At 73.3% G+C, this 25761-nt stretch carries 24 protein-coding genes; 18 read left to right on the forward strand and 6 right to left on the reverse strand.

Annotated elements, in window-relative coordinates; genetic code table 11:
* The 5 genes from EAO70_RS19510 to EAO70_RS19530 all read left to right on the forward strand — a co-directional run.
* Positions 1-1037 (forward strand): ATP-binding protein (locus tag EAO70_RS19510; protein ID WP_148005247.1); only part of this gene is annotated, 1037 nt, incomplete at its 5' end.
* Positions 1034-2128, forward strand: coding sequence for a tetratricopeptide repeat protein (locus tag EAO70_RS19515; RefSeq protein WP_148004168.1), 1095 nt, complete (start codon positions 1034-1036; stop codon positions 2126-2128). The genes EAO70_RS19510 and EAO70_RS19515, both read left to right, overlap by 4 nt.
* A 75-nt stretch (positions 2129-2203) precedes the next feature.
* On the forward strand, positions 2204-2563 hold the full coding sequence (locus EAO70_RS19520) for a histidine triad nucleotide-binding protein (protein WP_148004169.1): 360 nt from the start codon (positions 2204-2206) through the stop codon (positions 2561-2563).
* Positions 2564-2576: 13 nt separating this feature from the next.
* The gene (locus EAO70_RS19525; RefSeq protein ID WP_148004170.1) at positions 2577-3479 is read left to right on the forward strand and encodes a ribonuclease Z; all 903 of its coding nucleotides are present in this window, start codon (positions 2577-2579) and stop codon (positions 3477-3479) included.
* 10 nt (positions 3480-3489) lie between these two features.
* Positions 3490-4524: an adenosine deaminase gene (locus EAO70_RS19530; RefSeq protein WP_148004171.1), complete on the forward strand. Its 1035-nt coding sequence runs from the start codon at positions 3490-3492 to the stop codon at positions 4522-4524.
* Positions 4525-4553: 29 nt separating this feature from the next.
* On the opposite strand, the gene EAO70_RS19535 is transcribed toward EAO70_RS19530, so the two are convergent.
* Positions 4554-5879 carry an MFS transporter gene (locus tag EAO70_RS19535; protein ID WP_148004172.1) on the reverse strand — a complete coding sequence of 442 codons (1326 nt, stop codon included), beginning with the start codon at positions 5877-5879 and terminating at the stop codon, positions 4554-4556.
* Between the two features lie 269 nt (positions 5880-6148).
* On the opposite strand from EAO70_RS19535, the gene EAO70_RS19540 reads away from it, so the two are divergent.
* The 5 genes from EAO70_RS19540 to EAO70_RS19560 all read left to right on the forward strand — a co-directional run bounded on the left by EAO70_RS19540 (position 6149) and on the right by EAO70_RS19560 (position 10615).
* The gene (locus tag EAO70_RS19540; protein WP_148004173.1) at positions 6149-7267 is read left to right on the forward strand and encodes a carbohydrate kinase family protein; all 1119 of its coding nucleotides are present in this window, start codon (positions 6149-6151) and stop codon (positions 7265-7267) included.
* Between the two features lie 141 nt (positions 7268-7408).
* Positions 7409-8437, forward strand: coding sequence for a PhoH family protein (locus tag EAO70_RS19545; protein ID WP_148004174.1), 1029 nt, complete (start codon positions 7409-7411; stop codon positions 8435-8437).
* A gap of 29 nt (positions 8438-8466) precedes the next feature.
* Entirely contained in the window at positions 8467-8964 is a 498-nt protein-coding gene (gene ybeY / locus EAO70_RS19550) for an rRNA maturation RNase YbeY (RefSeq protein WP_148004175.1), read from the forward strand.
* Between the two features lie 5 nt (positions 8965-8969).
* Positions 8970-10265 (forward strand): hemolysin family protein, encoded by a 1296-nt coding sequence (locus tag EAO70_RS19555; protein ID WP_148004176.1) that lies wholly within the window; start codon positions 8970-8972, stop codon positions 10263-10265.
* Positions 10262-10615 carry an MmcQ/YjbR family DNA-binding protein gene (locus EAO70_RS19560; protein WP_148004177.1) on the forward strand — a complete coding sequence of 118 codons (354 nt, stop codon included), beginning with the start codon at positions 10262-10264 and terminating at the stop codon, positions 10613-10615. The genes EAO70_RS19555 and EAO70_RS19560 overlap by 4 nt, the downstream gene beginning before the upstream one ends.
* 59 nt (positions 10616-10674) lie before the next feature.
* Here the strand turns inward: EAO70_RS19560 and EAO70_RS19565 are convergent, their stop codons facing one another.
* Positions 10675-12084: an MFS transporter gene (locus EAO70_RS19565; protein ID WP_148004178.1), complete on the reverse strand. Its 1410-nt coding sequence runs from the start codon at positions 12082-12084 to the stop codon at positions 10675-10677.
* 157 nt (positions 12085-12241) lie between these two features.
* Here EAO70_RS19565 and EAO70_RS19570 point away from each other — a divergent pair, with 157 nt between their 5' ends.
* The 6 genes from EAO70_RS19570 to era all read left to right on the forward strand — a co-directional run bounded on the left by EAO70_RS19570 (position 12242) and on the right by era (position 17831).
* Positions 12242-13063, forward strand: coding sequence for a helix-turn-helix transcriptional regulator (locus tag EAO70_RS19570; protein WP_402116546.1), 822 nt, complete (start codon positions 12242-12244; stop codon positions 13061-13063).
* Between the two features lie 52 nt (positions 13064-13115).
* The gene (locus EAO70_RS19575; protein WP_148004180.1) at positions 13116-13478 is read left to right on the forward strand and encodes a cytidine deaminase; all 363 of its coding nucleotides are present in this window, start codon (positions 13116-13118) and stop codon (positions 13476-13478) included.
* 324 nt (positions 13479-13802) lie between these two features.
* The gene (locus EAO70_RS19580; protein WP_148004181.1) at positions 13803-14282 is read left to right on the forward strand and encodes a hypothetical protein; all 480 of its coding nucleotides are present in this window, start codon (positions 13803-13805) and stop codon (positions 14280-14282) included.
* 215 nt (positions 14283-14497) lie between these two features.
* Positions 14498-15829 (forward strand): beta-xylosidase, encoded by a 1332-nt coding sequence (locus tag EAO70_RS19585; protein WP_148004182.1) that lies wholly within the window; start codon positions 14498-14500, stop codon positions 15827-15829.
* A gap of 61 nt (positions 15830-15890) precedes the next feature.
* Positions 15891-16859, forward strand: coding sequence for a WxL protein peptidoglycan domain-containing protein (locus tag EAO70_RS19590; protein WP_148004183.1), 969 nt, complete (start codon positions 15891-15893; stop codon positions 16857-16859).
* Positions 16860-16880: 21 nt separating this feature from the next.
* The gene (gene era, locus EAO70_RS19595) at positions 16881-17831 is read left to right on the forward strand and encodes a GTPase Era (RefSeq protein WP_374115426.1); all 951 of its coding nucleotides are present in this window, start codon (positions 16881-16883) and stop codon (positions 17829-17831) included.
* A gap of 49 nt (positions 17832-17880) precedes the next feature.
* Here the strand turns inward: era and EAO70_RS19600 are convergent, their stop codons facing one another.
* Both EAO70_RS19600 and EAO70_RS19605 read right to left on the reverse strand, forming a co-directional pair.
* Positions 17881-18144: a protealysin inhibitor emfourin gene (locus tag EAO70_RS19600; RefSeq protein ID WP_148004184.1), complete on the reverse strand. Its 264-nt coding sequence runs from the start codon at positions 18142-18144 to the stop codon at positions 17881-17883.
* 21 nt (positions 18145-18165) lie between these two features.
* The gene (locus EAO70_RS19605; RefSeq protein WP_148004185.1) at positions 18166-19218 is read right to left on the reverse strand and encodes a M4 family metallopeptidase; all 1053 of its coding nucleotides are present in this window, start codon (positions 19216-19218) and stop codon (positions 18166-18168) included.
* A gap of 294 nt (positions 19219-19512) precedes the next feature.
* Between EAO70_RS19605 and leuA the strand changes: the two genes are divergently transcribed.
* Positions 19513-21285 carry a 2-isopropylmalate synthase gene (gene leuA, locus EAO70_RS19610; protein ID WP_148004186.1) on the forward strand — a complete coding sequence of 591 codons (1773 nt, stop codon included), beginning with the start codon at positions 19513-19515 and terminating at the stop codon, positions 21283-21285.
* Positions 21286-21634: 349 nt separating this feature from the next.
* A complete protein-coding gene (locus tag EAO70_RS19615; protein ID WP_148004187.1) occupies positions 21635-22327 on the forward strand; it encodes a TerB family tellurite resistance protein in 693 nt (230 codons plus the stop codon).
* 68 nt (positions 22328-22395) lie between these two features.
* Here EAO70_RS19615 and EAO70_RS19620 read toward each other — a convergent pair whose 3' ends face one another.
* Both EAO70_RS19620 and EAO70_RS19625 read right to left on the reverse strand, forming a co-directional pair.
* A complete protein-coding gene (locus tag EAO70_RS19620) occupies positions 22396-24192 on the reverse strand; it encodes a LuxR family transcriptional regulator (RefSeq protein WP_148004188.1) in 1797 nt (598 codons plus the stop codon).
* A 63-nt stretch (positions 24193-24255) separates the two neighbouring features.
* Positions 24256-25626: an FAD-dependent oxidoreductase gene (locus EAO70_RS19625; protein WP_148004189.1), complete on the reverse strand. Its 1371-nt coding sequence runs from the start codon at positions 25624-25626 to the stop codon at positions 24256-24258.
* Positions 25627-25761: the final 135 nt, after the last annotated feature.

A 25761-nucleotide genomic window follows, 5' to 3' on the forward strand; every position in this document is an offset into this window, starting at 1 on the left:
CGGCCGCCGCGGGCGAGGCCCCCGCCGGTCCCTCCTTCGACTGGGACGCCGCCGAGGAGCAGGTGCAGGACGTCGTCGGCCCCCGTTTCCTGGAGGACCCGCAGGCCGCCGAAGGCTCCGGGGCCGGCGAGGCCGCCGGGGACGTGGACGCCTGGGACGTCGACGCGCCCGGAGCCGTACGTCTCGCGGACGTCGGCGGCATGGACGAGGTCAAGGACCGCCTGGAGGCCGCCTTCCTCGCGCCCATGCGGAACCCCGAACTGCGCCGGCTGTACGGCAAGTCGCTCCGCGGCGGCCTCCTCCTCTACGGTCCCCCCGGCTGCGGCAAGACGTTCATCGCCCGGGCCGTCGCGGGCGAGCTGGGCGCCAACTTCCTCACCGTCTCGCTCTCCGACGTCCTCGACATGTGGATCGGGGCGTCCGAGAAGAACATCCACGACATCTTCGAGACGGCCCGCCGCCAGGCCCCCTGCGTCGTCTTCCTCGACGAGCTCGACGCCCTCGGCGCCAAGCGATCCCGCACCCACCACAGCGGGCTGCGAAACGTCGTCAACCAGCTCCTCACCGAGCTCGACGGCATCGCCGGCGGCGCCGGGAACGAGGGCGTGTTCGTGCTCGCCGCCACCAACGTCCCCTGGGACGTGGACATCGCGCTGCGCCGCCCCGGCCGGCTCGACCGCACCCTCCTCGTGCTGCCGCCCGACGCCACCGCGCGCGAGGCGATCCTCCGCTACCACCTGCGGGAGCGGCCCATCGAGGCCGTCGACCTCGGCAAGCTCGTCAAGGCCACCGAGGACTTCTCCGGCGCCGACCTCGCCCACGTCTGCGAGACCGCCGCCGAGGCCGCGCTCCTCGACTCCGCGCGCAGCGGCTCCGTCCGGCTGATCACCACCAAGGACCTGCTGGGCGCGGCCAAGCAGCTCAAGCCGTCGACCGAGCCGTGGTTCGCGGCCGCCCGGAACGTCGCCATGTTCGCCAACGAGGGCGGCCTGTACGACGACCTCCTCGCCCACCTCAAGCGGAAGCGCAAGCTGTGAGCACGCCGACGGCGCTGCTGCGCGCCGAAGCCCTCTACGACACGGGGCGGTTCGCGCAGGCCGGGGAGCTGGTGGCCCAGCACCTGGCGAGCGAACCGGAGGACGCCGGGGCGCTCGTCCTGCTCGCCCGCTGCCACCACCGCGCCGAGGAGCACCAGGCCGCGCTCGCGGCCGTGGACGGCGCGCTGCGCGCCGAGCCGGAGCTGCTCTCGGCCTGGCTGATGCGCGTCCAGATCCTCCTCGAACTGCGGCGGTTCCCGGAGGCCGAGACCGCCGCCCGGTACTCCGTACGGCTCGCCCCGCAGTACTGGGGCACCCACTACGCCCTCGGCACCGCCCTCGCGCAGTTCGCCGAGCACGCGCGGACGCCCGGGCGCACCGTCGAGGCGTACGAGGCGGCGCGGGCCGCCGTCGCCCTCGCCCCCGAGGAGGACGCCGCCCACTTCCTGGTGGGGCTGACCGCCCAGCGCCGGGGCGACCACACCACCGCGCAGCGGGCGTACGAGACCGCGCTGCGGCTCAACCCGCAGAGCAGCGAGGCCCACAACAACCTGTCGCTGGTGAAGCTGCGGCGGCGCCGGTTCCGGCGCGGGGCCTGGACGCAGGCCGCCGAGGGCTTCGTCGCCTCCGCCGCGCTGGACCTCCAGGACCGCAAGGCCCGCTACAACCTGGAGGCCATGGCCTGGAACACCGTGGCGGGGGCGCGCTGGGTGGCCCTGCTCGGCTTCGTCGCCTCGACGTTCGGCGCGGCCCCCGTCCGCAACGGCGAGACCGGTGCCGGCGCGGTCGTGCCGTTCCTGATCGGCGTGGCCGTGATCGTCGGCGCCTGGGGCGGCTGGGTGCTGTGGATGAGCCGCCGGGTGCCGCCCCGGCTGCGCCGCCCGATGCTCCTGGTGGCCCGCTCCTGCGGGCCCGTGGTCGCGATGGCCGTCGCCGTGGGACTGCTCGCGCTCTACTCGGTGGTGTCGATGGCCCTCTGGTCCTTCGACGCCGGGGCGGTCGGCGGGCTGGGTACGCCCCTGTTCTGGGCCGTGATCATCACGTACTGGGTGAGCCGCTCGGCCCTCAACCGGCGCGCGCCGAAGGACTGACCTGGGACACGGCGCCGCCCCGGACGGCGGATAGCATGCGCGTGTACCGACCGACGAGGCGAGGAGGCCCAGGCCATGGCCGGAGAGCCGCAGAGCGACTGCCTGTTCTGCAAGATCGTGGCGGGGGACGTGCCCGCGACGATCGTGCGCGAGACGGAGACGACGCTCGCGTTCCGCGACATCAACCCGCAGGCGCCCAGCCACGTCCTCGTGATCCCGCGCCTCCACTACCCGGACGCCGCGTCGCTGGCCGCCGCCGAGCCGGGCGTCGCCGCCGACGTGCTGCGCGAGGCCGGCGAGGTCGCCGCCCAGGAGAAGACCGAGGACAGCGGCTTCAGGATCGTCTTCAACACCGGCGCCGGCGCGGGCCAGACGGTCTTCCACGCGCACGCCCACGTGCTCGGCGGCCGAGGCCTCAACTGGCCTCCCGGCTAGGCCCAGGTCCGTCATGTCCGTACGCGAACTCGTCGTGCTCGGGACCGCCAGCCAGGTCCCGACCCGGCACCGCAACCACAACGGCTACCTGCTGCGCTGGGACGGTCGGGGCATCCTCTTCGACCCCGGCGAGGGCACCCAGCGCCAGATGCTGCGCGCCGGGGTCGCCGCGCACGACATCGACCGGATCTGCGTGACGCACTTCCACGGGGACCACTCGCTCGGCCTGGCCGGGGTGATCCAGCGGATCAACCTCGACCAGGTCCCGCACCCGGTCACCGCGCACTACCCGGCGAGCGGGCAGCACTTCTTCGAGCGCCTGCGGTACGCCACGGCGTACCGCGAGACCGTGCGGCTGGTCGAGGCGCCGGTCTCCGCCGACGGGCCGCTGGCCGTCACGGAGGCGTACACCCTCGACGCGCACCTGCTCTCGCACCCCGTCGAGTCGTACGGTTACCGGCTCACCGAGCCCGACGGGCGCCGCATCCTGCCCGAGCGGCTCGCCGCGCACGGCATCAAGGGGCCGGACGTGGGCCGCATCCAGCGCGACGGCGTGCTGGACGGCGTCACGCTCGACGAGGTGAGCGAGGTCCGGCGCGGGCAGCGGTTCGCCTTCGTCATGGACACCCGGCTCTGCGACGGCGTGCACGCGCTCGCCCAGGGCGCCGACATGCTCGTCATCGAGTCGACCTTCCTCGACGAGGACGTCCGCCTCGCCACCGACCACGGCCACCTGACGGCCGGACAGGCCGCCGCGGTCGCCCGGGACGCGGGAGTGCGCCACCTCGTCCTGACCCACTTCTCGCAGCGCTACTCCGACCCGGACGAGTTCGAGCGGCAGGCGCGGGCGGCCGGGTTCGACGGCGAACTGAGCATTGCCCAGGACCTCATGAAGGTCCCCGTACCGAAGAGATAGAGCACCACCCATGCACCTCCCCGCGGCTCTCCCCAAGGCCGAACTGCACCTGCACATCGAAGGCACCCTCGAACCGGAGCTGGCCTTCGCGCTCGCCGCGCGCAACGGCGTCACCCTGCCGTACGCCGACACCGCCGCCCTGCGCGAGGCGTACCGTTTCAGCGACCTCCAGTCCTTCCTGGACCTCTACTACGGCCTGATGGCGGTCCTGCGCACCGCCGAGGACTTCACCGCGCTCACCGACGCCTATCTGGAGCGGGCCGCCGCCCAGGGCGTCCGGCACGCCGAGATCTTCTTCGACCCGCAGGCGCACACCGCCCGCGGCGTCCCGATCGGCACGGTGATCGAGGGCATCGGGGCCTCCCTGGAGCGCTCCGAGGAGCGGTACGGGGTCTCCACCCGGCTCATCATGTGCTTCCTGCGCGACGAGTCGGCGGAGTCGGCGCTCGCGACCCTGGACGCCGCGAAGCCGTACCTGGACCGGATCACCGGGGTCGGCCTGGACTCGGCGGAGGTCGGCCACCCGCCCGCCAAGTTCCGCGAGGTGTACGAGGCCGCCGCGGCGCTCGGGCTGCGCCGGGTCGCCCACGCCGGCGAGGAGGGCCCCGCGGCGTACGTCCGCGAGGCGCTCGACGTCCTCGGCGTGGAGCGCATCGACCACGGGCTGCGCTGCATGGAGGACCCGGAGCTCGTCGACCGGCTCGTGCGGGAGCGGGTGCCGCTCACGCTCTGCCCGCTGTCGAACGTGCGGCTGCGGGCCGTGGACACGCTGGGCGACCACCCACTGCCGTCGATGATGGCGGCGGGGCTGCTCGTCACCGTCAACTCCGACGACCCGGCCTACTTCGGCGGCTACGTCGGCGACACCTTCGACGGCGTGCGGGACGCCCTGGGGCTGACGCCCGAGCAGCTGCGCGAGCTGGCGCGGAACTCCTTCGAGGCGTCCTTCCTTGAGGACGACGAGCCGCGCCGGGCGCGGTACCTGGCCGAGGTCGAGGCGTACGCGTTCGCGGGGGAGCAGGGCGGCCGGGGAGTAGGCGAGTAGCGGCAGGCGGGCCGGGCGCCCCGGGGGAGCTACCCCCGGTCGCTCGGCCGCGCCAGCCGGTACGCGGACTGCGCGAGCCGCCGGCCCGCCGGGACCCGCACCGGGGCGATCTCCTGCTCGGGGGCGCCCACCTGCGGGACGGTCGGCGGAGTCGCCGCCGCCGTGCCCGCAAGCACCGCGCCCGCCGCGCCGCCCCTGCGCCGCACCGAGCCCGGGACCAGCGGACGGCCCGAGACGTGGCGGGCCACCGCCGTCATCGGGACCGCGACCAGGAGCAGCAGGACGCACAGGACCGCGCCCATGCCCGGATACCCGGCGGCGTCCGACAGCAGACTGCCCGCCAGCGGGCCGCAGGCCACGCCCAGGGACGAGGCCGCGCCGACCAGGACCGCCCAGCGGCCCCGGGGATCGAGCGAGGCGGCCAGGCCCAGGAGGTACGAGAGAACCACCGGGTAGCAGGCGTTCCACAGGATCTCGCCGGTCGCGAAGGGGGCCAGGCCGCCGGCCGCCGAACTCAGCAGCACACAGCCCGCGATGAGGACGGTGCCCACGCCGATCGGCACGGCCCGGCCCAGACGGGAGCCGAGCGCGCCCGCCGCGGTGACGCCCAGGAGCCCGGCGCCCAGCGCCGCCGCGAAGACCGCGCCGACCGTGACCTCGGAGAGCCCGGCCTGCGTCAGGCCGATGCGGCCGCTGACGCCCCACAGGGCGTTCTGGGAGAGGGACCAGAGCAGGATGCAGCCCGCCAGGACCGCGCCCGCGCCGCGCTGCGGGAGCGGGCCGGTCGGGGCGGGCCCGCGGGTGTCCCGGACCGTGCCCGGCAGCCTGCGCGTGAGCGGCCAGACCAGGGTCGCCGCGCAGGCGATCGCGAGCAGCGGCGGCGCGTGCCCGCCGGACAGGTGCGGGAGCGTCAGATAGAGCGCGCCCGCGGTGGCGGAGACGGACAGCAGGCCGAGCGTCGAGGCCCGGTGAGGGTCCCGCTGACCGGCGATCCCGGCCGCCGCCACCGCCGTGGCGGTGCCCGAGCCGAGGCCGCCGAGGACCGCGCCGGCGACCACCAGGGGCACGGCGGAGGTGGCGGCGGCGGAGCCGTACCCCACCGCCATCGCGAGCAGGCCGGCGCGGGCCGCCCGGCGGGGCCCGATCCGCTCGCCGCGGGCGGCGAGCGTGAAGCCGGCGGTGGAGGAGCCGAGGAGCAGGACGGATCCCACGAGGCCCGCCTGGGCCGGGGTGAGGCCGAGTCCGGCGGAGAGCCGGCCGACGACGGTCGGCAGCAGGTACGGGGCGAGATAGCCGGCGGTGAAGAGGCAGACGAGGGCGACCAGGGCCCCCGGGACGCGCGGGCGCGACGACATGGGCGTTCCAGGAACTGAACAGGGAAGTGAGACGGCGCCCGGTGAGTCACGGGCTCGCGGCACCATGTGTATCAAGCATCCGAGTGAGCGGAGAAGGTGGAATCCCCCGATTGGACCAGTGATACGGGTCACAATGGGTTTGGGGATCGAGGGGGCGGGTAACGCGCGAGCGTCGTGCCGCGCCGCCCCCGTCCCTCCAGCCCCATCGGGCACACTGTCCAGACCGGCACCACGGTGCCGCGCCGCGCACCACGACCGGGGAGTCCGCCGTGACCACAGCAAGGGGAGACCAGCCGCACCAGGACGCCGGGGTCGACCCGTTGGTGTGCCTGCGCGAGCCCACCGACCCCGCCTGCGACGTCTTCCTGACCGGCACGGTCTTCCTCGACATCATCTTCACCGGCCTCGACTCCGCCCCCGTCCGCGGCACCGAGTCCTGGGCCCGCGGCATGGGCTCCAGCCCCGGCGGCGTCGCCAACATGGCCACCGCCCTCGCCCGCCTCGGACTCCGCACGTCCCTCGCCGCCGCCTTCGGCGACGACCACTACGGCGAGTACTGCTGGGACGCCCTCGAACAGGGCGAGGGGATCGACCTGACGCTCTCCCGCACCGCCCCCGGCTGGCACTCCCCGGTCACGGTCTCCATGGCCTACGAGGGCGAGCGCACGATGGTCTCCCACGGACACGAGGCACCCCCGCCCGACGACGCCCTGCCCGCGTACCCGCCGCACGCCCGCGCCGCCGTCGCCTCCCTCGCCCCCGGCCGCGAGGAGGACTGGGTCGCCCAGGCCGCCCGCGGCGGCGCCAAGGTCTTCGCCGACGTCGGCTGGGACGACACCGGCCGCTGGGACCTGGCCGGCCTCACCGACCTCGCCCACTGCGAGGCCTTCCTGCCCAACGCCGCCGAGGCCATGCGCTACACCCGCACCGACTGCCCCCGGGCCGCCGCCCGCGCCCTCGCCGACAAGGTCCGCTACGCCGTCGTCACCCTCGGCGCCGAAGGCGCCTACGCCGTCGACGGCGGCACCGGCGAGACCGCCGAGGTCCCCGCCATCCAGGTCTCCGCCCTCGACCCCACCGGAGCCGGGGACGTCTTCGTCGCCGGTTTCGTCACCGGCACCCTCGCCGACTGGCCGCTCGCCGACCGTCTCGCCTTCGCCGGCCTCACCGCCGCCCTCTCCGTCCAGGAGTTCGGCGGCTCCCTGTCCGCCCCCACCTGGGGCGAGATCGCCGCCTGGTGGCAGCGGGTCCAGGGCCACGAGAGCCAGGACCCCGAGGCGCTCCGCGACCGCTACGCCTTCCTGGAACGGCTCCTCCCCGCCCCCGCCCGCCCCTGGCCGCTGCGCCGCGCGGTGCCGACGATCGGCTTCCGCGCCGCCCACACCTAAGCCGGGGGAACCCGCCGCCCGCGGCGCCGCCGTAAACCGCTACGGGCTTCCCGGCGCCGAGTCGTAGGCTTGGTAGCCCAGCGGCGGTCGAGCGGCGACAGCCCTGCATCGGGAGGTGTGTGCAGGCCACAGTGCCGGCCCATGACTCAGACGCCCACATCCCAGAACGGCGCGCCCGGCGAGGCCCGCGCCCAGTTCACGGTCCCCGCCAAGCACCCGATGGTCAGCCTGCTCGGCTCCGGTGACGCGCTGCTCCGCGTGATCGAGCGGTCGTTCCCCCAGGCCGACATCCACGTCCGGGGCAACCAGGTCAGCGCGGTCGGCGACCCCGCCGACGTCGCGCTGATCCAGCGCCTGTTCGACGAGATGATGCTGGTGCTCCGCACCGGTCAGCCGATGACGGAGGACGCAGTGGAACGCTCGATCGCCATGCTCAGGGCGAACGGCAGCGGCTCGGAGGGCGGCGAGGAGACCCCCGCCGAGGTGCTCACCCAGAACATCCTCTCCAACCGCGGGCGCACCATCCGTCCCAAGACCCTCAACCAGAAGCGCTACGTCGACGCGATCGACAAGCACACCATCGTCTTCGGCATCGGCCCCGCCGGCACGGGCAAGACCTACCTGGCCATGGCCAAGGCGGTCCAGGCCCTCCAGTCCAAGCAGGTCACCCGGATCATCCTGACCCGCCCGGCCGTCGAGGCGGGCGAGCGCCTCGGCTTCCTGCCCGGCACGCTCTACGAGAAGATCGACCCCTACCTGCGCCCGCTCTACGACGCGCTGCACGACATGCTCGACCCCGACTCCATCCCCAAGCTGATGGCCGCGGGCACGATCGAGGTCGCGCCGCTGGCGTACATGCGGGGTCGCACCCTGAATGACGCGTTCATCATTCTGGACGAGGCGCAGAACACGAACCCCGAGCAGATGAAGATGTTCCTCACCCGCCTCGGCTTCGACTCGAAGATCGTCATCACCGGTGACATCACCCAGGTCGACCTGCCGAACGGGACGAAGAGCGGTCTGCGACAGGTCCGGGACATCCTGGAAGGCGTCCAGGACGTCCACTTCTCGTCGCTCACGTCGCAGGATGTCGTCCGGCACAAGCTCGTCGGCCGTATCGTCGACGCGTACGAGCAGTACGACAGCCGCAACGGCCGCACCGGCCTGTGACGACTTAACGAGAGAAGCACAGACGCACCATGTCGATCGACGTCAACAACGAGTCCGGTACCGAGGTCGACGAGCAGGCGATCCTCGACATCGCCCGCTACGCGCTCGCGCGCATGCGCATCCACCCGCTCTCCGAGCTCTCGGTGATCGTCGTGGACGCCGAGGCGATGGAGCAGCTCCACATCCAGTGGATGGACCTGCCGGGTCCGACGGACGTCATGTCCTTCCCGATGGACGAGCTGCGCCCGCCGGCGAAGGACGACGCGGAGCCCCCGCAGGGGCTCCTCGGCGACATCGTGCTCTGCCCCGAGGTCGCCACCCAGCAGGGCAAGGACGCGCCGACGGAGCACTCCATGGACGAGGAGCTGCAGCTGCTCACCGTCCACGGCGTGCTCCACCTCCTCGGGTACGACCACGAGGAGCCCGACGAGAAGGCCGAGATGTTCGGCCTCCAGGCGGCGATCGTCGACGGCTGGCGCGAGGAGAAGGGCCTCACCGGCCCGTCCCCGGCGCCGACCGTCTCCTGACCCCGATGGACGTCTCGCTGATCCTCGGGGCGGTCGCCCTGGTCGTCGTGGCCTGGCTCGCCGCCTGCGCCGAGGCGGGCCTCGCGCGGGTCTCCAGCTTCCGCGCCGCCGAGGCCGTACGGTCCGGCCGGCGCGGGGCCGAGAAGCTCGCGCAGGTCGCCTCCGACCCCACCCGCTACCTCAACGTGGCCCTGCTCGTCCGCGTCGCCTGCGAGATGGCGGCCGGCGTCCTCGTCACGTACGCCTGCCTCGAGGCCTTCCCGGAGACCTGGGAGGCGCTGCTCGTCGCCATCGCCGTGATGGTTCTCGTCTCGTACGTGGCCGTCGGCGTCTCCCCGCGCACCATCGGCCGCCAGCACCCGCTGAACACGGCCACCGCGGCCGCGTACGTCCTGCTGCCGCTGGCCCGGATCATGGGGCCGATCCCGCAGCTGCTGATCCTCATCGGCAACGCGCTGACCCCGGGCAAGGGCTTCCGCAAGGGCCCCTTCGCCTCCGAGGCCGAACTGCGCGCCATGGTCGACCTCGCCGAGCAGGAGTCGCTGATCGAGGACGAGGAGCGCCGCATGGTGCACTCCGTCTTCGAGCTGGGCGACACCCTCGTGCGCGAGGTGATGGTGCCGCGCACGGACCTCGTCAGCATCGAGCGGTACAAGACGATCCGTCAGGCCCTCACCCTCGCGCTGCGCTCCGGCTTCTCCCGGATCCCCGTCACCGGGGAGAACGAGGACGACATCGTCGGCATGGTGTACCTGAAGGACCTGGTCCGCAAGACGCACATCAACCGCGACTCGGAGGCGGACCTGGTGTCGACGGCGATGCGGTCCGCGACCTTCGTGCCCGACACCAAGAACGCCGGCGACCTGCTCCGCGAGATGCAGCAGGAGCGCAACCACGTCGCCGTCGTCATCGACGAGTACGGCGGCACCGCCGGCATCGTCACCATCGAGGACATCCTGGAGGAGATCGTCGGCGAGATCACCGACGAGTACGACCGGGAACTCCCCCCGGTCCAGGAGCTGGGTGAGGACCGCCACCGGGTCACCGCCCGCCTCGACATCGGCGACCTCGGAGAGCTGTACGGCCTGGGACCCGACGAGTACGACGACGAGGACGTGGAGACCGTCGGCGGACTCCTCGCGAAGGCCCTCGGCCGCGTCCCGATCGCGGGCGCGGAAGCGGTCGTCGAACTGCCGGACGGCCGTTCGCTCCGGCTGACCGCCGAGTCCCCGGCCGGCCGCCGCAACAAGATCGTCACCGTGCTCGTGGAACCGCTGGTACCCCAGGAGGAGCAGGCATGACCCCGGACGAGTTGCGCGCCTTCTGCCTGGAGTTCAACGACGCGTCGGAGGAGTTCCCCTTCGGTCCGGAGACCTCCGTCTTCAAGGTCGCGGGCAAGCTCTTCGCGCTGTCGTCGCTGGACTCCGACCCGCTGCGGGTCAACCTGAAGTGCGATCCGGACGAGGCGGTGCGCCTGCGCGAGGAGCACCCGGCGATCGCGCCCGGCTACCACATGAGCAAGCGGCACTGGAACACGGTGACCGTCGGGGAGCTGCCGGAGCCGATGGTCCGGGAGCTCGTCGAGGACTCGTACGACCTGGTCGTCGCGGGCCTGCCGAAGGCGGTACGGCTCCGCCTCGACCGGTCGTAGCACCCGGCCCCCCGGGGGGGCGGCGGCCGTCCGCGACCGCCGCCCCCCGACCGGCCGGCTCAGGACCTGCGCCGCAGGCCGAGGCCGACCAGGAGCGCCGTCCCGAGGACGATCGCCGCGTCCAGGACGAGGACCGTGCGCACACCCCCGTACAGGTCGCCGCCGGTGGTGGCGAGCACCCCGAGCAGCGGGATGCCGATCGTGATGCCGACCTGCTGGGTGGTCGTCACCAGACCGGTCGCCAGGCCCTGCTCCCCGTCCGGGACGCCCGAGGTGACGGTCAGTCCGTACGAGATGATCGCGCCGAGGTGGCACATCGAGGCCAGCGAGACGGCGACGGTCGCCAGGACCACGCCCGACTCCTCGCCCAGACCGAGCAGCGCCGCCGTCAGCACGCCCTGGCCGGCCAGCGAGCCCACCAGGGTGGCGCGGGCGCCGAACCGGCCGATCACCCTCGGCGCGAGCGTGCCGGCCAGGACCGACACCACGCCCTGCACACCGAAGACCAGCCCGGTCGCGAAGGCCGACAGGTCCAGCGTCTCCTGCAGGTAGAGGGTGAGGACGAAGACGACGGTCGACATCATCGAGAAGGTGACCAGACCGCCCAGGTTGCCGAAGGCGACCGTGCCGCGCCGGAGCATCGGCAGCGACACCAGCGGCGCCGCGTGCCGGGACTCGACGCGCACGAACACCGCGAGCAGCACGACCCCCGCCACCAGCGTGACCAGCACGTCCGCGCCGCCGAAGCCGCGCTCCGCCGCCGTCGACAGGGCGTAGATCAGGGAGAGCAGACCGCCGGTGACGGTCACCGCGCCGGGCACGTCCAGCCGGGGTCGCTCGGGGGTGCGGGACTCGGGGAGCAGACCGGGCGCCAGCGGCAGCACGACGACCGCGAACAGGGCGAGCAGGCCCATGGTGGAGCGCCAGCCGAGGGCGTCCGTCATGACACCGCCGAGGAGCATGCCGACGGTGAAGCCGAGCGACAGCAGGGTGCCGGAGATGCCGAGCGCCTTGTCGCGCAGCGGCCCCTCGGGGAAGGTCGTGGTCAGCAGCGACATGCCGGTGGGCACGATCGCGGCCGCGCCGATGCCCTGGAGGGCGCGGGCGGTCAGAAAGGCGGCCGGGTTCCAGGCGAAGGTGGCGAGCAGCGAGGCGAGGCCGAAGAGGGCGAGCCCCGCGAGGAACAGCCTCCGGCGTCCGTAGAGGTCGCCGACCCGGCCGAAGAGCAGCAGGAAGCCGCCGGAGGGCAGCGCGAAGGCGGTGACCGCCCACTGGAGGGCCGAGCGGCCGAGGCCGAGATCGGCGCCGAGGACGGGCAGCGCCACGTTCAGTACGGAGAAGTCGAGCGCGACCATGAACTGGGCGGCGCACAGCACGAAGAGGATGAGCCGGGTGCGGCCGGTGAGGACCGGCGGAGCGGGGGCGGCGGTGTCGCCGGTGCCGGTGGGCGGGGAGGTCAGGGTTGCCATGCCCCCACCCTCGGCGTCCGGGAACACGGCTGGGGAGCGGGTACTTATCCTGTTGGTCGTACCACCAGGCATCCAGGGGGAGGAAGCACACGTGGCCACCGCTCTCGAGAGCACCACGGCGAAGCAGCACCGACTCGCGGAGCTGCGCGAGTTCCTGATGAACCGCCGGGCCCGGGTCAGCCCGGCGGAGGCCGGTCTCCCGGACGGCGGCCAGCGCCGCCGGACGCCCGGCCTGCGCCGCGAGGAGGTCGCCGTCCTCGCGGGCGTCGGGGTCTCCTGGTACCAGTGGCTGGAGCAGGGCCGCGACATCACGGTCTCGCCGCAGGTGCTCGACGCGGTGGCGCGGGTGCTGCGGCTGAGCCCGGCGGAGCGGCGCCATCTGTACGTCCTGGCGGCGCTGAACCCGCCGGCGCCGGAGACGGCCCCCGAGGACCGGGACATGTGTGAGGGGCTGCGGCGGCTCATCGACGCCTGGATGCCGTTCCCCGCGCACATCATGGACGCGTACTGGAACACCGTCCTGTACAACGACGCGGCGGCGATCGTGCTCGGCATGAGCCCCGACAGCGCGCCGAACTGCCTGGTCAGCTTCTTCACCGACGAGCTGTACCGCGCCCGCGTGGCGCACTGGGAGGAGGTGGCGCCCCGGGTCGTCGCCCAGTTCCGCTCGGCGTGCTCGGAGAACCCCGAGGACGAGGGCTTCCGGCACGTCGTGGAAGAACTCATCGGGCTGAGCCCGGAGTTCGCCGCGCTGTGGGAGCGGCGGGACATCCTGCCCGGCGGGCAGAACCGCAAGGAGATGGAGCATCCGCTGGTCGGCACGCTGTACGTGGAGGCGACCCAGCTCCGGGTCCCGGCGCGCCCGGACCTGGTGATCGTGCTCCACACCCCGCTGCCGGAGGGGGCCACGGCGGAGAAGCTGGAGTGGCTGGTGTCGCCCGAGGGGCGCCGCGGGGCGATGTACCCGGTCGCGGGCTGACGCCGCGGGGGCGTCGCGGGCCGGCCCGCGGCCCGCGCCTATGCTCAGGGGCATGACACTCAGCAGCGAGCACGGCGACCTCGGCGCCGAGGACCTCAAGATCATCACGCTGGCGCGCAGCGCCCGCGCCCGCAACGGCGTGCCCGAGGGGGCGGCCGTACGGGACGAGACCGGTCGCACGTACGTGGCGGGGACCGTGGAGCTGGAGTCGCTCAAGCTGAGCGCGCTGCGGACCGCGGTCGCGATGGCCGTGGCCAGCGGTGCCCGGTCCCTGGAGGCGGCGGCCGTCGTGTCGGGCGCCGAGTCCGCCTCGGACGAGGACCGCGCGGCGGTGCGGGACCTCGGCGGGCCGGAGACCCCGGTCCTGCTGGCCGGCCCGGACGGGCAGCTCCGCGTGGCGGTCACGGCGGGCTGAACGACCCGGCCGCCCCGGGGGAGCGGCGACACACAGGGCACGGGGGCCCGGCGAATGCGCCGGGCCCCCGTGCCCTGTCGTGTCCCTGTGGCCGTGTCCCTGTGGCCCGCGGCCCGTGGCCCGGGCCCCGCGTCTCCGTGGCGGCGCGCCCCGCCCTCGCGCCCTGCCTTTGTGTCCTTGTGAAGGATCACCGCATCTTCTCTTGCCTTCCCATGCCGTCTGCGTCTCAATGAACTGCGGTTCGTCCGACGGGCCGTCAGATCTTCATCGTCCACGCAGTGTCCGCACCCCTGCGTTCGTCATCGGAAGGGGTTCGAACCCGCCATGAGAACCAGAAGCACCTTAGGGACCGTCGCGGTCCTCGCCGGAGGCCTCGCCGTGGCCACCCTCGCCTTCGCGCCGACGGCCGGCGCCGTCACGCCGGGCACGGCGACGGCGACGTACGACTGCGGCTCGTGGGGCGGCGGCGGTGCCACCCTCGTCGCCACGCAGAGCGGTACGGCCGCGACCGTCACCGTCACCTCCGCCGTCACGACGCCGATCGCGGTCGGCGCCAACCAGATCAACGCCACGCTCACCCTGGCGAAGGGCGGTGGCGGCACGCGGGTCTTCACCGGCAAGAAGAACCCCGCGCTCGCCGCCGGGAGCTCCGTGGTCATCGGCCCGCTCAGCGGGACCGTGGCCTCCGGTGACAGCCTCAACTCGTACTTCGCGGGGGTCGCCCTCAAGATGGTGATCTTCGGGGTCACGGTGAACTGCGACGCGGTGACCTCGCAGTCGCCGGGCCCGTTCGTCTTCAGCTGACACCCGTACCGACCGGACCGGTGCCGCCCCGGGCGGCACCGGTCCCCGTCGTGTCCCGCCCTCCCCGAGAGGGCATCCGACCTGCGGAAACGACCCAGTGTCGAGGATCTTGACAGCATCTGACGGGTCATCAGTCGATGTCTCCCGCGTGCCTTGACTTCTCTCCGCGCGCGGCCGTCAATGGCGCCCACCCAACCCTCAGGAGGGGGCACCCCATGGCACTCAACCGATCCCGGGCGGCGGCCCGAAGACGGCGCTGGACCGCCGTCCTCGGCGCCACCGCCCTCGCGGTCGCGGGAGGCGCGCTCGCGGCCCCGGCCGGCGCGACCGCCGCCTCGCAGCCGGTGGAATTCCAGACCCGCTGCGTCCCCCCGCCGATCGCCGGCATCCCGCCCATCACGGGCACCACCACCGCCGAGATCACCGTCGACAAGACCAGCCCCAAGGTCGGCGAGACGGTCACCGTCACGTACACCGTCACCAAGCCTGCCGCGTCCAACCCGGTCGACCTGGCGCTGCCGGCCGACATCATGACGCCCAGCGGCAAGGTCGTCCTCGGCGGGGCGCAGAGCGGCGCGGTCACCGTGAACGGCCCCAAGAAGAACCCGCCGGTCCCCGGCAAGGGCTCCTTCCCCGCCTTCTCGATGACCGGCACCTTCACGGTCACCCAGGCCGGATCGATCACCCTCTCGCCCGGCGACTACAACATCCACACCAGCTACCTCATGGAGCTGGACACCCCCTGTACGGTGCTCAACCCGCCCGCCCCGGTCTCCGAGACGGTCGTCGCGGGCCCCGTGACCCACCCCAACACCCGGGCGCTGTCCCTCGACACCGCGTCCGGCGACCCGGGCGTCCGGGTCACCGTCAACGGCTCCGGGTTCGGCCCACTCACCGAGGTCACCGTCGTCGGCCGGGCCGGAGCGGCGGAGACCGCGGACCGGATGACCGTCACGACCGACAGCGACGGCGCCTTCGCCGCCCGCCTGAAGGTCAACGACGCGGCGACCACCGGGATCGTGGCCTACGAGGGCGCGACCTGGGATCCCGACAAGGGCGCGGGCCCCGCCGCGTACAAGGTCGTCGTACCGGCGCCGCCGAACAGTCAGACGATCACCGCGGCGGTCACCGCGGGCGAGCTGTCCATGACCCAGGCGGGCGACGCCGTCGAGCTGACCTCCGTCGACTTCGGCCAGGGCGGCGCGGCGACCGGCGACCTCAGGACCGTCACCGTGAAGGACTTCCGCGGCGGTCCCGCGGGCTGGTCCCTGACCGGCAAGGTCACCGACTTCACCGGTACCGGCGGCTCCATCGGGGCCGGCGACCTCAGCTGGACCCCGGCCTGCACCGCCAAGGCCGGCAGCCCCAGCGCCTGCGCGGCGGGTTCGCCCGGCCCGGTGGGCAGTGGCGGCGCCACCCTCGCCTCCACGCCGAACGGCGCCCTCACGGGCGGCGAGTTCACCATCGACGCGGGGCTCTCCCTCGACGTACCGGCCTTCACCGCGCCGGGCTCGTACGCGGGCGTCCTGACGCTCACCCTGTCCTGACCACCGTGCGGGCCGGGCGCGCACCCGGCCGGCCCGCTCCGCACCCCGGGGGTTCCGACTCGTGCGCACGCCGTACGTACTCCTCCTGAGCGTCCTGCTCCTGCTCCTGGCCCCCGCCCCGCCGGCCGGGGCCGCCGAGAACGGCGAGTGGGCCGTCTACCCGGCGGCCGCCCGGCCGGGCAGCCGCCCCTACTTCTTCCTGACCGCCGACCCGGGCTCCACCCTCACCGACCGGGTCACCGTCGCCAACAAGACGGCCGCCCCCCTGACCTTCCGGCTCTACGGCGCCGACGCCTACAACACCGACCGGGACGGCGGCTTCGCCGTCCGCACCCAGCGGGAGCAACAGACCGGCGCCGGGGCCTGGATCACCCCCGAGCGGACCCGGATCACCGTCCCGCCCCGCTCCGCCGTCACCGTCCGCTACACGCTGACCGTCCCCGCCGACGCCGATCCCGGCGACCACCCCGGGGCCCTCGTCGCCCTCGACGAGCGGATCAGCCCCGGCGGGCGGGGCGCCGTCGCCTTCGGCGTCCAGCGCGCCGTCGCCGCCCGCCTGTACCTCAAGGTCAGCGGGCCGACCGTCCCCGCCCTCGGCGTCGAGGACGTCACCGTCGACCAGGACCGGCCGCTGGTCCCCGGCACCGGCCCGAGCAGCGCGCTCGTCTCGTACACCCTGCACAACCGGGGCAACGTCACCCTCAACCCCAAGGTCGTTCTGCGGGCGGAGGGGCTCTTCGGCCGTACCCTCCTCGACCGCGACCTCGCGCGGGTGCCGTCCGAGCTGCTGCCCCGGCAGCGGATCCGGCTCACCGAGCGCTGGACCGGCTCCCCGCAGCTCGACTGGGGCGACATCACCCTCACCGCCACCGCCAGGGACGTCCGGGAGACCGGCACGGTCTCCTTCCTCGCCCTGCCCTGGCTCGCCGCCGCGACCCTGCTCGTCGGAGCGGCCGCGGGCGCCTTCGGCCTGCGGATCCGGCGGCACCGGGCGGCCCGCGGGGAGCCGTCGGCGCACGTGCGTACGTGAGGCGGGCGCGCATCGGGGACAATGGCCCCCATGAGCGCTCGCAACCAAGAAACCGAAGCCGTCCACCGGGCCGGCTTCGCCTGCTTCGTCGGCCGCCCCAACGCGGGCAAGTCCACCCTCACGAACGCTCTGGTCGGCCAGAAGGTGGCCATCACCTCGAACCGGCCGCAGACCACCCGGCACACCGTCCGCGGCATCGTGCACCGCCCCGAGGCGCAGCTGATCCTCGTGGACACCCCCGGGCTCCACAAGCCGCGCACCCTCCTCGGCGAGCGGCTCAACGACGTCGTGCGCACCACCTGGGCCGAGGTCGACGTGATCGGGTTCTGTCTGCCCGCCGACCAGAAGCTCGGCCCCGGCGACAAGTTCATCGCCAAGGAACTCGCCGGGATCAAGAAGACCCCCAAGGTCGCCATCATCACCAAGACCGACCTGGTCGACTCCAAGACCCTCGCCGAGCAGCTGATCGCGGTCGACCAGCTCGGCAAGGAGCTGGGCTTCGAGTGGGCGCAGATCGTGCCGGTCTCCGCCGTCGGCAACAAGCAGGTGCAGCTCGTCGCCGACCTGCTGATCCCGCTCCTCCCGGAGTCCCCGCCGCTCTACCCGGAGGGCGACCTCACGGACGAGCCGGAGCAGGTCATGGTCGCGGAGCTGATCCGCGAGGCCGCCCTTGAAGGCGTACGGGACGAGCTGCCGCACTCCATCGCCGTGGTCGTCGAGGAGATGATCCCGCGCGAGAACCGCCCGGCGGACCGGCCGCTGCTCGACATCCACGCCAACGTGTACATCGAGCGCCCCAGCCAGAAGGGCATCATCATCGGCCCGAAGGGCAGCCGCCTCAAGGAGGTCGGCATGAAGTCCCGCAAGCACATCGAGGCCCTCCTCGGGACCCCGGTCTTCCTGGACCTCCACGTCAAGGTCGCGAAGGACTGGCAGCGCGACCCGAAGCAGCTGCGCAAGCTCGGCTTCTGACCCCTCCGCCGGCGGCCCCTCACCGGGGCCTCCGGCGGCCTCTCACGGGTCAGGCGCCCTCCTTGAGGATCCTCGACACGAGGGCCCGCTGCGCGTCCGTCAGGCGCGGGTCGCCGCAGTGCACCGTGTCGGTGTCGACGGTGATCTCGTACCGGAAGCCGTCCGGCACCCCCGTGCCGCGGTCGTCGCCGTCGGCGAGGACCGCGGCCGCCAGGGCGTGCCACTCGGCGGCGTCCGGCCGGCCGGAGGTGTCCACCTCCGCCGACCGCTCGATGCCCGCGAAGCCGCCCGTGCGCCGCACTCGAATCCGCATGGGACCTGTCTACCAGCCGGGTCAGTCGGTCGGTACGCCCACCGCGGACCAGGCCTTCAGGACGGCCTGGATCTCCGCCCCGTCGCCGTAGCGCGACCGGGCCGCCGCCACCGTGGCCGCCGCGAACTCCGAGAAGCGGGCCTCGGGAGTGAGGGCCCCGCCGGTCATCACGTCGTACCAGATCTGCCCGGCCCGCTCCCAGGCGTTTCCGCCCAGCTCGGTCGCCGCCAGGTAGAAGGCGTGGTTGGGGATGCCCGAGTTGATGTGGACGCCGCCGTTGTCCCGGCCGGTGCGGACGTAGTCGTCCATGTGCCCGGGCTGCGGGTCCTTGCCCAGGACGTCGTCGTCGTACGCCGTGCCCGGGGCCTTCATGGACCGCAGCGCGGTCCCCGTCACGTTCGGGTGGAAGAGGCCCTCGCCGATGAGCCAGTCCGCCTGGTCCGCGGAGTGGCCGAGCGCGTACTGCTTGACCAGGGAGCCGAAGACGTCGGAGACGGACTCGTTGAGCGCGCCGGACTGGCTGAAGTACTCCAGGTTCGCCGAGTACTGGGTGAAGCCGTGGGTCAGTTCGTGGCCGATGACGTCCACCGGGAGGGTGAAGTCGAGGAAGACCTCGTCGTCGCCGTCGCCGAACACCATCTGCTCGCCGTTCCAGAAGGCGTTGCCGTACTTCTCGTCGTAGTGCACGGAGGCGAGCAGCGGCAGGCCCGCGCCGTCGATCGAGTTGTGCCCGAAGGCGTTCAGGAACAGGTCGAAGGTGGCCCCCAGGCCGGCGTACGCCCGGTTCACGGTGGCGTCCCCGGTCGCCTCGTCGCCCTCGCCGCGGACCTTCGTCCCGGGCAGGTCGGTGCCGCGCTCGCAGTCGTAGACCGAGCGGTGCGGGCGGCCCGCCTCGGCGGGGCCGAGCGTGGGCGTGGTGCCCGGCAGCGGCAGGATCCGGAACGTACGGGCCGAGGCGTCCGCGATGAGGGTGCGGCGCGCGGCCCGGGCGACGGCCGGGTTCGCGGAATGCGCCAGGTGCTCCAGGAGGTGCGGCGGGACGATCGAGCAGAAGACGGGTGTCTGGGGAGTCATGCTCGCAATGTGGCACTGCGTGAGTCCCTTGTCACCGGATGCGACGAGGATTGGTGAAATGGAGTGATGCGTCACTGTTCGGGCTTGACGCGGGAGTCGTCCCGCATACTGATACAAGACGTCCGGGGGTGGCGTCCCTGGGCTAGGCTGCGGCACATCATGCGTTTCGGGCTGCTTCTCCTTAGCTGCCGCGGCGAGGGCCTGTAGTCGTAGGCCGACCCCCTCCCCGCGGGACCTGGTGTTGCGTTCGACAGTCGGCCGTCCTTCTTGCCGGACCCGAGGAGCCCAACGCACATGTCCCAGTCACCGTTCGTCAGCCGCCCCACGCCGATCACCAACGCGACGCAGCTGCAGAAGCCGTCCGGGATGCCGATCCACAAGTACGCCCCCTACGAGGCCGTGCGGATCCCCGACCGCACCTGGCCCGAGCAGCGCATCACCAAGGCCCCGCGCTGGCTGTCGACCGATCTGCGCGACGGCAACCAGGCCCTGATCGACCCGATGTCCCCGGCCCGCAAGCGCGAGATGTTCGACCTGCTGGTCCGCATGGGCTACAAGGAGATCGAGGTCGGGTTCCCGTCCTCCGGCGAGACCGACTTCGCGTTCGTGCGCTCCATCATCGAAGAGGGCGCGATCCCGGACGACGTCACCATCTCCGTACTGACCCAGGCCCGCGAGGACCTGATCGAGCGGACCGTGGAGTCGCTGGTCGGCGCCAGGCGCGCCACCGTCCACCTGTACAACGCCACCGCGCCCACCTTCCGCCGGGTCGTCTTCCGCGGCTCGAAGGAGCAGATCAAGCAGATCGCCGTGGACGGCACCCGGCTGGTCATGGAGTACGCGGAGAAGCTGCTGGGCCCGGAGACGACCTTCGGCTACCAGTACAGCCCCGAGATCTTCACCGACACCGAGCTGGACTTCGCCCTGGAGGTCTGCGAGGCGGTCTGCGACGTCTGGCAGCCGGGCCCGGGCCGCGAGATCATCCTGAACCTGCCCGCCACCGTGGAGCGCTCGACGCCCTCCACGCACGCGGACCGCTTCGAGTGGATGTCCCGCAACCTGACCCGCCGCGAGCACATCTGCGTGTCGGTCCACCCGCACAACGACCGCGGCACGGCCGTGGCGGCCGCCGAGCTGGCCATCATGGCGGGCGCCGACCGCATCGAGGGCTGCCTGTTCGGCCAGGGCGAGCGCACCGGCAACGTCGACCTGGTGACCCTGGGCATGAACCTGTTCAGCCAGGGCGTCGACCCGCAGATCGACTTCTCGCAGATCGACGAGATCCGCCGCACCAGCGAGTACTGCAACCAGATGGAGGTCCACCCGCGCCACCCCTACGCGGGCGACCTGGTCTACACCGCCTTCTCCGGCTCCCACCAGGACGCCATCAAGAAGGGCTTCGACGCGATGGAGGCCGACGCGGCCGCCAGGGGCGTCACCGTCGACGACATCGAGTGGGCCGTGCCCTACCTGCCGATCGACCCGAAGGACGTCGGCCGCTCCTACGAGGCCGTCATCCGGGTCAACTCGCAGTCCGGCAAGGGCGGCATCGCGTACGTCCTGAAGAACGACCACAAGCTGGACCTGCCCCGCCGGATGCAGATCGAGTTCTCGAAGATCATCCAGCAGAAGACGGACACCGAGGGCGGCGAGGTCACGCCGGCCGCGATCTGGTCCGTCTTCCAGGACGAGTACCTGCCCAGCGCCGACGACACCGCGGCCCGCTGGGGCCGCATCCAGCTGCGCTCCGGCCAGACCACCTCCGACACCGACGGCACGGACACGCTGACCGTCGAGGCGGTCGTGGACGGCGCCGAGACGGTCCTGTCCGGCTCCGGCAACGGTCCGATCTCCGCCTTCTTCGCCGCCCTGCAGGCGGTCGGCGTGGACGCCCGCCTGCTGGACTACCAGGAGCACACGATGAGCGAGGGCGCCTCCGCGCAGGCCGCCTCGTACATCGAGTGCGCCATCGACGGCCAGGTCCTGTGGGGCATCGGCATCGACGCCAACACGACCCGCGCCTCGCTGAAGGCGGTCGTCTCCGCGGTCAACCGCTCCGCCCGCTGACCCGGTCCGCGGCCGACGGCCCCCGCCCCCTCCGAGGGGCGGGGGCCGTCCCGCGTCCGGGCCGGGTGAGGTTTCGAAGCCCGTCGCCACCCCGGAGGGTGATCTCGCGACGACCGCTTCGGCCATCGTGTCCCGCCCGGCCGTTTCGGCGGATCCCGTCCGGGGGCCCGGCGGAGCCTTCCTGGCCTGAGCAAAGCGCCGCCGCCGGGCCGCCGCCGGGCCGCCCGGGGGATGACGTGTCTCGGCCAAGTCCGCGGTGAAGTCGTGACGGGGTGCTGACGCCACATCAAGGATGTGGCTAACATCACGCCAACGCCGGCAGTGCAGCCGGGCCGTCGAGGAGGTGCGTGTGCGGTCTGCCCGGAATTCACGTGGTGGGAAAGTGGGCGTCTGCGGGATCCGCACCTCCTGGAACACGGTCGGAGACGGCGAGTTCTTCTGCGAGGAGTGCGGCGGCGACCGGAACTACCGGCGCCGCACCGGACGCCGCAGGTTCGCCGTCCTCGGGGTCCCGGTCCTGCCCCGGGGCTGTACGGGGCCCGTCGTCGAGTGCGCGGCCTGCCACACGCACTTCGGCACCGAGGTGCTCGACCACCCCACGACCAGCCGTTTCTCCGCGATGCTGCGGGACGCCGTGCACACCGTCGCCCTCGCCGTGCTCGCGGCCGGCGGCACCGACTCGCGCGCGGTCCTCGACCGGGCCGTGACCGCCGTCCGGTCCGCCGGTTTCGCCGAGTGCACCGCCGTCCAGCTCGTCGACCTCGTCGAGGCCCTGGAGGCCGACACCGGCCGCTTCATGCCCGAGGTGAACCCCGAGGGCGCCCTCCTCGCCATCGAGCTGCACGAGGCGCTGGAGCCCCTCACCCCGCACCTGGCGCCCTCCGGGCGGGAGTCGATCCTGCTCCAGGCCGCCCGGATCGCCCTCGCCGACGGCGTCTACAGCCCGGCCGAGCACGAGGTCCTGGGAACCGTCGGCAACGCGCTGGCGCTCGCCCCGGAGGACGTCGTACGGCTGCTGGACTCGGCCCGCACGGTCGCGTAGCGCAGCCTTGGTCGTCCGGGCGTGGCGCCCGGTGACGTGCTGAGTCCGCCCGTGCCCGGACGGGCCGTTCAGATCAGGCCGTGCGCGTACGCGTAGGCCGTGGCGGAGGAGCGCGAGCCGACGCCCAGCCGGGCGTAGACGTGGTTCAGGTGCCGCGCGACGGTGTGCTCGCTGATCGCCAGCGCACGGGCGATGTCCTCGTTCGTGCCGCCCGAGGCGACCAGCCGCAGCACCTCGGCCTCCCGCGCGGTGAGCCCGCCCGGCAGCCGCCGCCGCGATCCGCCGGCGAGCAGCGCGGCCGCGCGCCGGGCATCCGGTACGGCCCCGAGCCGCTCGAAGACCGCCCGCGCGGCCCCCAGCTCCGGACGGGCCCTCTCCTCGTCGCCCGCGGCCCGGCAGGCGGCCGCGAGCAGCATCCGCACCCGTGCCGCCTCGTACGGCACGCGCAGCTCCAGCCATCCGGCCAGGGCCCGGCGGAGCGCCGGAAGGGCGCCGGGACGCCGCTCGGCGTGGGCCACCGAGCCGAGGGCGGTGTCGGCCGAGGCCCGCAGCAGGGGGACGTCCGCGCCGCCGGCTCCCGCGAGGGCGTCGAGATCCGCCGCAGCCCGCGCCGCGCCGGGGAGGTCGCGGACGGCGAGCGCCACCTCGGTCCGGGCGGCCAGCAGCCGGGCCCGGCCCAGGAGGTCGTGGTCGGGGTCGTTCCGGCAGGCCAGGGCCAGCTCGACGCCGGCCACGGCCGCGTCGGCCCGGCCCTGCGCGAGCCGCAGCAGCGCGAGGCCCGGCTGCGGTATCCGGCCCAGTTCGTGGGCGTGCCCGTACGAGACGGCGGCCGCCTCCAGGCGGCCCTGGCGGCGCTGGACGTCCCCGGCCGCGTAGTACGCGGCGGCCGCCGACTCCAGCCGGTCCACCGGCACCTCCCGGCAGGCCTGCCGGGCCTCCGCCTCGGCGAGCGCCCAGGCCCCGAGGAGGTCGAGGACCTCGACGCGGTGCGCCCGGAGGACACCGCGGAAGGGGTTCTCGCCCGAGGGGACGGTCATGGGGAGCGGGCCGGGGTCGGGTGCGTGCCGGGGCGTCTCCGGCTGTGCTGTGCCCGTGGCCGTGTTCGTACCCGTGCCGCGGTCCGTACCCGTGCCCCGGGCCCGCGGGCGGCCGGTCCATGGCGGGGCGCACCACTCCATCGCCGCGTTCGTCCACGCGACGGCCCGCGCGAAGTCGGCGGCCTCCCCGCACCGGGTCAGGGCCAGGCAGTAGAGCCGGCCGGTGACCGGGCCGCTCAGTTCGCCCGCGGCCACCGCGCGCATGGCGTCGTCGAGGAGGGCGAGACCCTCGGTCCTGCGGCCGGCCGCGAGGAGGGCGCGGGACCCGGCCTGGCGGCTGAGCGCGAGCAGGTCGGGGCTGTCGTGGGCGAGGGCCAGGGCGGTCATGCGGCGGGTCGCGGCGAGGGCGGAGCGGTGGTCGCCGCGCGCCGAGGCCTCCTCGGCGTCCGTCATCTCCAGGAGACACCGCTCCGGGCAGTCCGGCAGGTCCTCCAGGTGGTGCCGGGCCCGGTGGAGCCAGCCGGCGGCGGCCGCGGGCCGTCCGAGGCCGCTGTACTCGTCGTACAGCCGCCAGGCGGCCAGTCCGGCGCCCCGGTGGTCATCGGCGGCGAGGAAGGCGGCGTGCGCCCGGAGCCGGGCGGCCACGGACTCGTCGACGTGCCCGGACCACCAGGCGGCGTCGGCGAGGACGGAGAGGTCGTCGGCGGTCAGGCCGCGCGAGGGGTGCCGGTCATGGGCGTGGAGCAGCGCGTAGGCCTCGGCCCAGGACTCGCGGGCCGCGGCGCTCCTGGCCCGGTCGGCCGGATCGGTCGTGAGAGGTACGGACATGGCTCTCGCCCCTTCCCGGTCCTCTCAGGGTAGGCCGGGGAAGGGGCGAGGGCCTGCGGCGTCCTACTCGATCGCGCCGCTCGCGCGCAGCATGTCCTCGCGCTCGACGATCTTGACGCGCTCGCGGCCTTGCGGCTCGCCGAGCGCCTTCTCGGCGGCGTCCAGGGCGTACCAGCCCTCCCACGTGGTGTACGTGAGCCCCTTGGCCTCCAGGAAGGACACGACGGCGTCCGTCTCGGGGGTGTCGGGGGTCAGCAGGCGGCCGTTCGCGAAGTCGTCCAGGAGGTTCGCCACGGTCTCGTTGGCGTCGCCCTTGGTGTGGCCGATGAGGCCGACGGGGCCGCGGCGGATCCAGCCGGTGCAGTACGTGGAGGCCATGTGCTCGCCGGTCTCCTCGATGACCCGGCCGCCCTCGTCCGGGACGGTGCCGCTGGCGGCGTCCCAGGGGAGCTTGGGCAGCTCGTCGGAGAGGTAGCCGACGGCGCGGTAGACGGCCTGGACGTCCCAGTCCGTCGTCGTGCCGGTGCCCTTGACGTTGCCCGTGCCGTCCAGCTCGGTGCGCTCGGTGCGCAGGCCGACGACGCTGCCGTCCTCGCCGAGGATCTCGACGGGCGACTCGAAGAAGTGCAGGAAGAGCTTGTGCGGGCGGTCGCCGACGTCGCGGATCGCCCAGTTCTCCAGCGTCTTGGCGACCATGTCGGTCTGCTTGTTCTTGCGCCGCTCGGCGATCGAGCCCTCGTCGTAGTCGATGTCCTCGGGGTTGACGATGACCTCGATGGTGGGGGAGTGGTCCAGCTCGCGCAGCTCCATCGGGCTGAACTTGGCCTGGGCCGGTCCGCGGCGTCCGAAGACGTGGATCTCGACGGCCTTGTTGGCCTTGAGGCCGTCGTGGACGTTCGCCGGGATCTCGGTCGGCAGCAGCTCGTCGCCGGTCTTGGCGAGGATGCGCGCGATGTCGAGGGCCACGTTGCCGACGCCGAGGACGGCGACCTTCTCCGCGTCGAGCGGCCAGGTGCGCGGGACGTCCGGGTGACCGTCGTACCAGGAGGCGAAGTCGGCGGCGCCGTAGGAGCCGTCCAGGTCGACGCCCGGGATGCTCAGCGGCCGGTCGGCCATGGCGCCGGTCGAGAAGACCACGGCGTCGTAGAAGGCGCGCAGGTCGTCGAGGTGGATGTCGGTGCCGTAGTCGATGTTGCCGAAGAGGCGGACCTGCGGCTTGTCGAGGACCTGGTGGAGGGCGTTGACGATGCCCTTGATGCGCGGGTGGTCGGGGGCGACGCCGTAACGGATGAGGCCGAAGGGGGCCGGCATCCGCTCGAAGAGGTCGATGGACACACCCGGCTCGGCGGCGGCGTCGGACTTCAGCAGCGCATCGGCGGCGTAGATTCCGGCGGGGCCGGCGCCGACGATCGCGACCCGGAGGGGGCGGGGCATGACGGGGTTCCCTTCGCAAGCGACGTGGCGGCGAGGCCGCCGACACTTAGGTCACCCTAAATAATGCGCGAGCCGGACGGGTACCCGCCCCCGGTCTATGAGCCCATAAGGCGGACTTATGACTTCCATAAGAGC

This window comes from Streptomyces sp. adm13(2018) (assembly GCF_008042145.1).
Taxonomy (GTDB): domain Bacteria; phylum Actinomycetota; class Actinomycetes; order Streptomycetales; family Streptomycetaceae; genus Streptomyces.

Excerpts from the sequence above, each read along its gene's own strand:
- EAO70_RS19535 (WP_148004172.1), bottom strand. The coding sequence starts at position 5,879 with ATGTCGTCGCGCCCGCGCGTCCCGGGGGCCCTGGTCGCCCTCGTCTGC.
- EAO70_RS19555 (WP_148004176.1), top strand. The coding sequence starts at position 8,970 with ATGGACGTCTCGCTGATCCTCGGGGCGGTCGCCCTGGTCGTCGTGGCC.
- EAO70_RS19580 (WP_148004181.1), top strand. The coding sequence starts at position 13,803 with ATGAGAACCAGAAGCACCTTAGGGACCGTCGCGGTCCTCGCCGGAGGC.
- EAO70_RS19625 (WP_148004189.1), bottom strand. The coding sequence starts at position 25,626 with ATGCCCCGCCCCCTCCGGGTCGCGATCGTCGGCGCCGGCCCCGCCGGA.
- EAO70_RS19525 (WP_148004170.1), top strand. The coding sequence starts at position 2,577 with ATGTCCGTACGCGAACTCGTCGTGCTCGGGACCGCCAGCCAGGTCCCG.
- EAO70_RS19530 (WP_148004171.1), top strand. The coding sequence starts at position 3,490 with ATGCACCTCCCCGCGGCTCTCCCCAAGGCCGAACTGCACCTGCACATC.
- EAO70_RS19565 (WP_148004178.1), bottom strand. The coding sequence starts at position 12,084 with ATGGCAACCCTGACCTCCCCGCCCACCGGCACCGGCGACACCGCCGCC.
- EAO70_RS19600 (WP_148004184.1), bottom strand. The coding sequence starts at position 18,144 with ATGCGGATTCGAGTGCGGCGCACGGGCGGCTTCGCGGGCATCGAGCGG.
- ybeY (WP_148004175.1), top strand. The coding sequence starts at position 8,467 with ATGTCGATCGACGTCAACAACGAGTCCGGTACCGAGGTCGACGAGCAG.
- leuA (WP_148004186.1), top strand. The coding sequence starts at position 19,513 with ATGTCCCAGTCACCGTTCGTCAGCCGCCCCACGCCGATCACCAACGCG.
- EAO70_RS19620 (WP_148004188.1), bottom strand. The coding sequence starts at position 24,192 with ATGTCCGTACCTCTCACGACCGATCCGGCCGACCGGGCCAGGAGCGCC.
- era (WP_374115426.1), top strand. The coding sequence starts at position 16,881 with ATGGCCCCCATGAGCGCTCGCAACCAAGAAACCGAAGCCGTCCACCGG.
- EAO70_RS19545 (WP_148004174.1), top strand. The coding sequence starts at position 7,409 with ATGACTCAGACGCCCACATCCCAGAACGGCGCGCCCGGCGAGGCCCGC.
- EAO70_RS19575 (WP_148004180.1), top strand. The coding sequence starts at position 13,116 with ATGACACTCAGCAGCGAGCACGGCGACCTCGGCGCCGAGGACCTCAAG.
- EAO70_RS19520 (WP_148004169.1), top strand. The coding sequence starts at position 2,204 with ATGGCCGGAGAGCCGCAGAGCGACTGCCTGTTCTGCAAGATCGTGGCG.
- EAO70_RS19605 (WP_148004185.1), bottom strand. The coding sequence starts at position 19,218 with ATGACTCCCCAGACACCCGTCTTCTGCTCGATCGTCCCGCCGCACCTC.
- EAO70_RS19570 (WP_402116546.1), top strand. The coding sequence starts at position 12,242 with ATGAACCGCCGGGCCCGGGTCAGCCCGGCGGAGGCCGGTCTCCCGGAC.
- EAO70_RS19560 (WP_148004177.1), top strand. The coding sequence starts at position 10,262 with ATGACCCCGGACGAGTTGCGCGCCTTCTGCCTGGAGTTCAACGACGCG.
- EAO70_RS19585 (WP_148004182.1), top strand. The coding sequence starts at position 14,498 with ATGGCACTCAACCGATCCCGGGCGGCGGCCCGAAGACGGCGCTGGACC.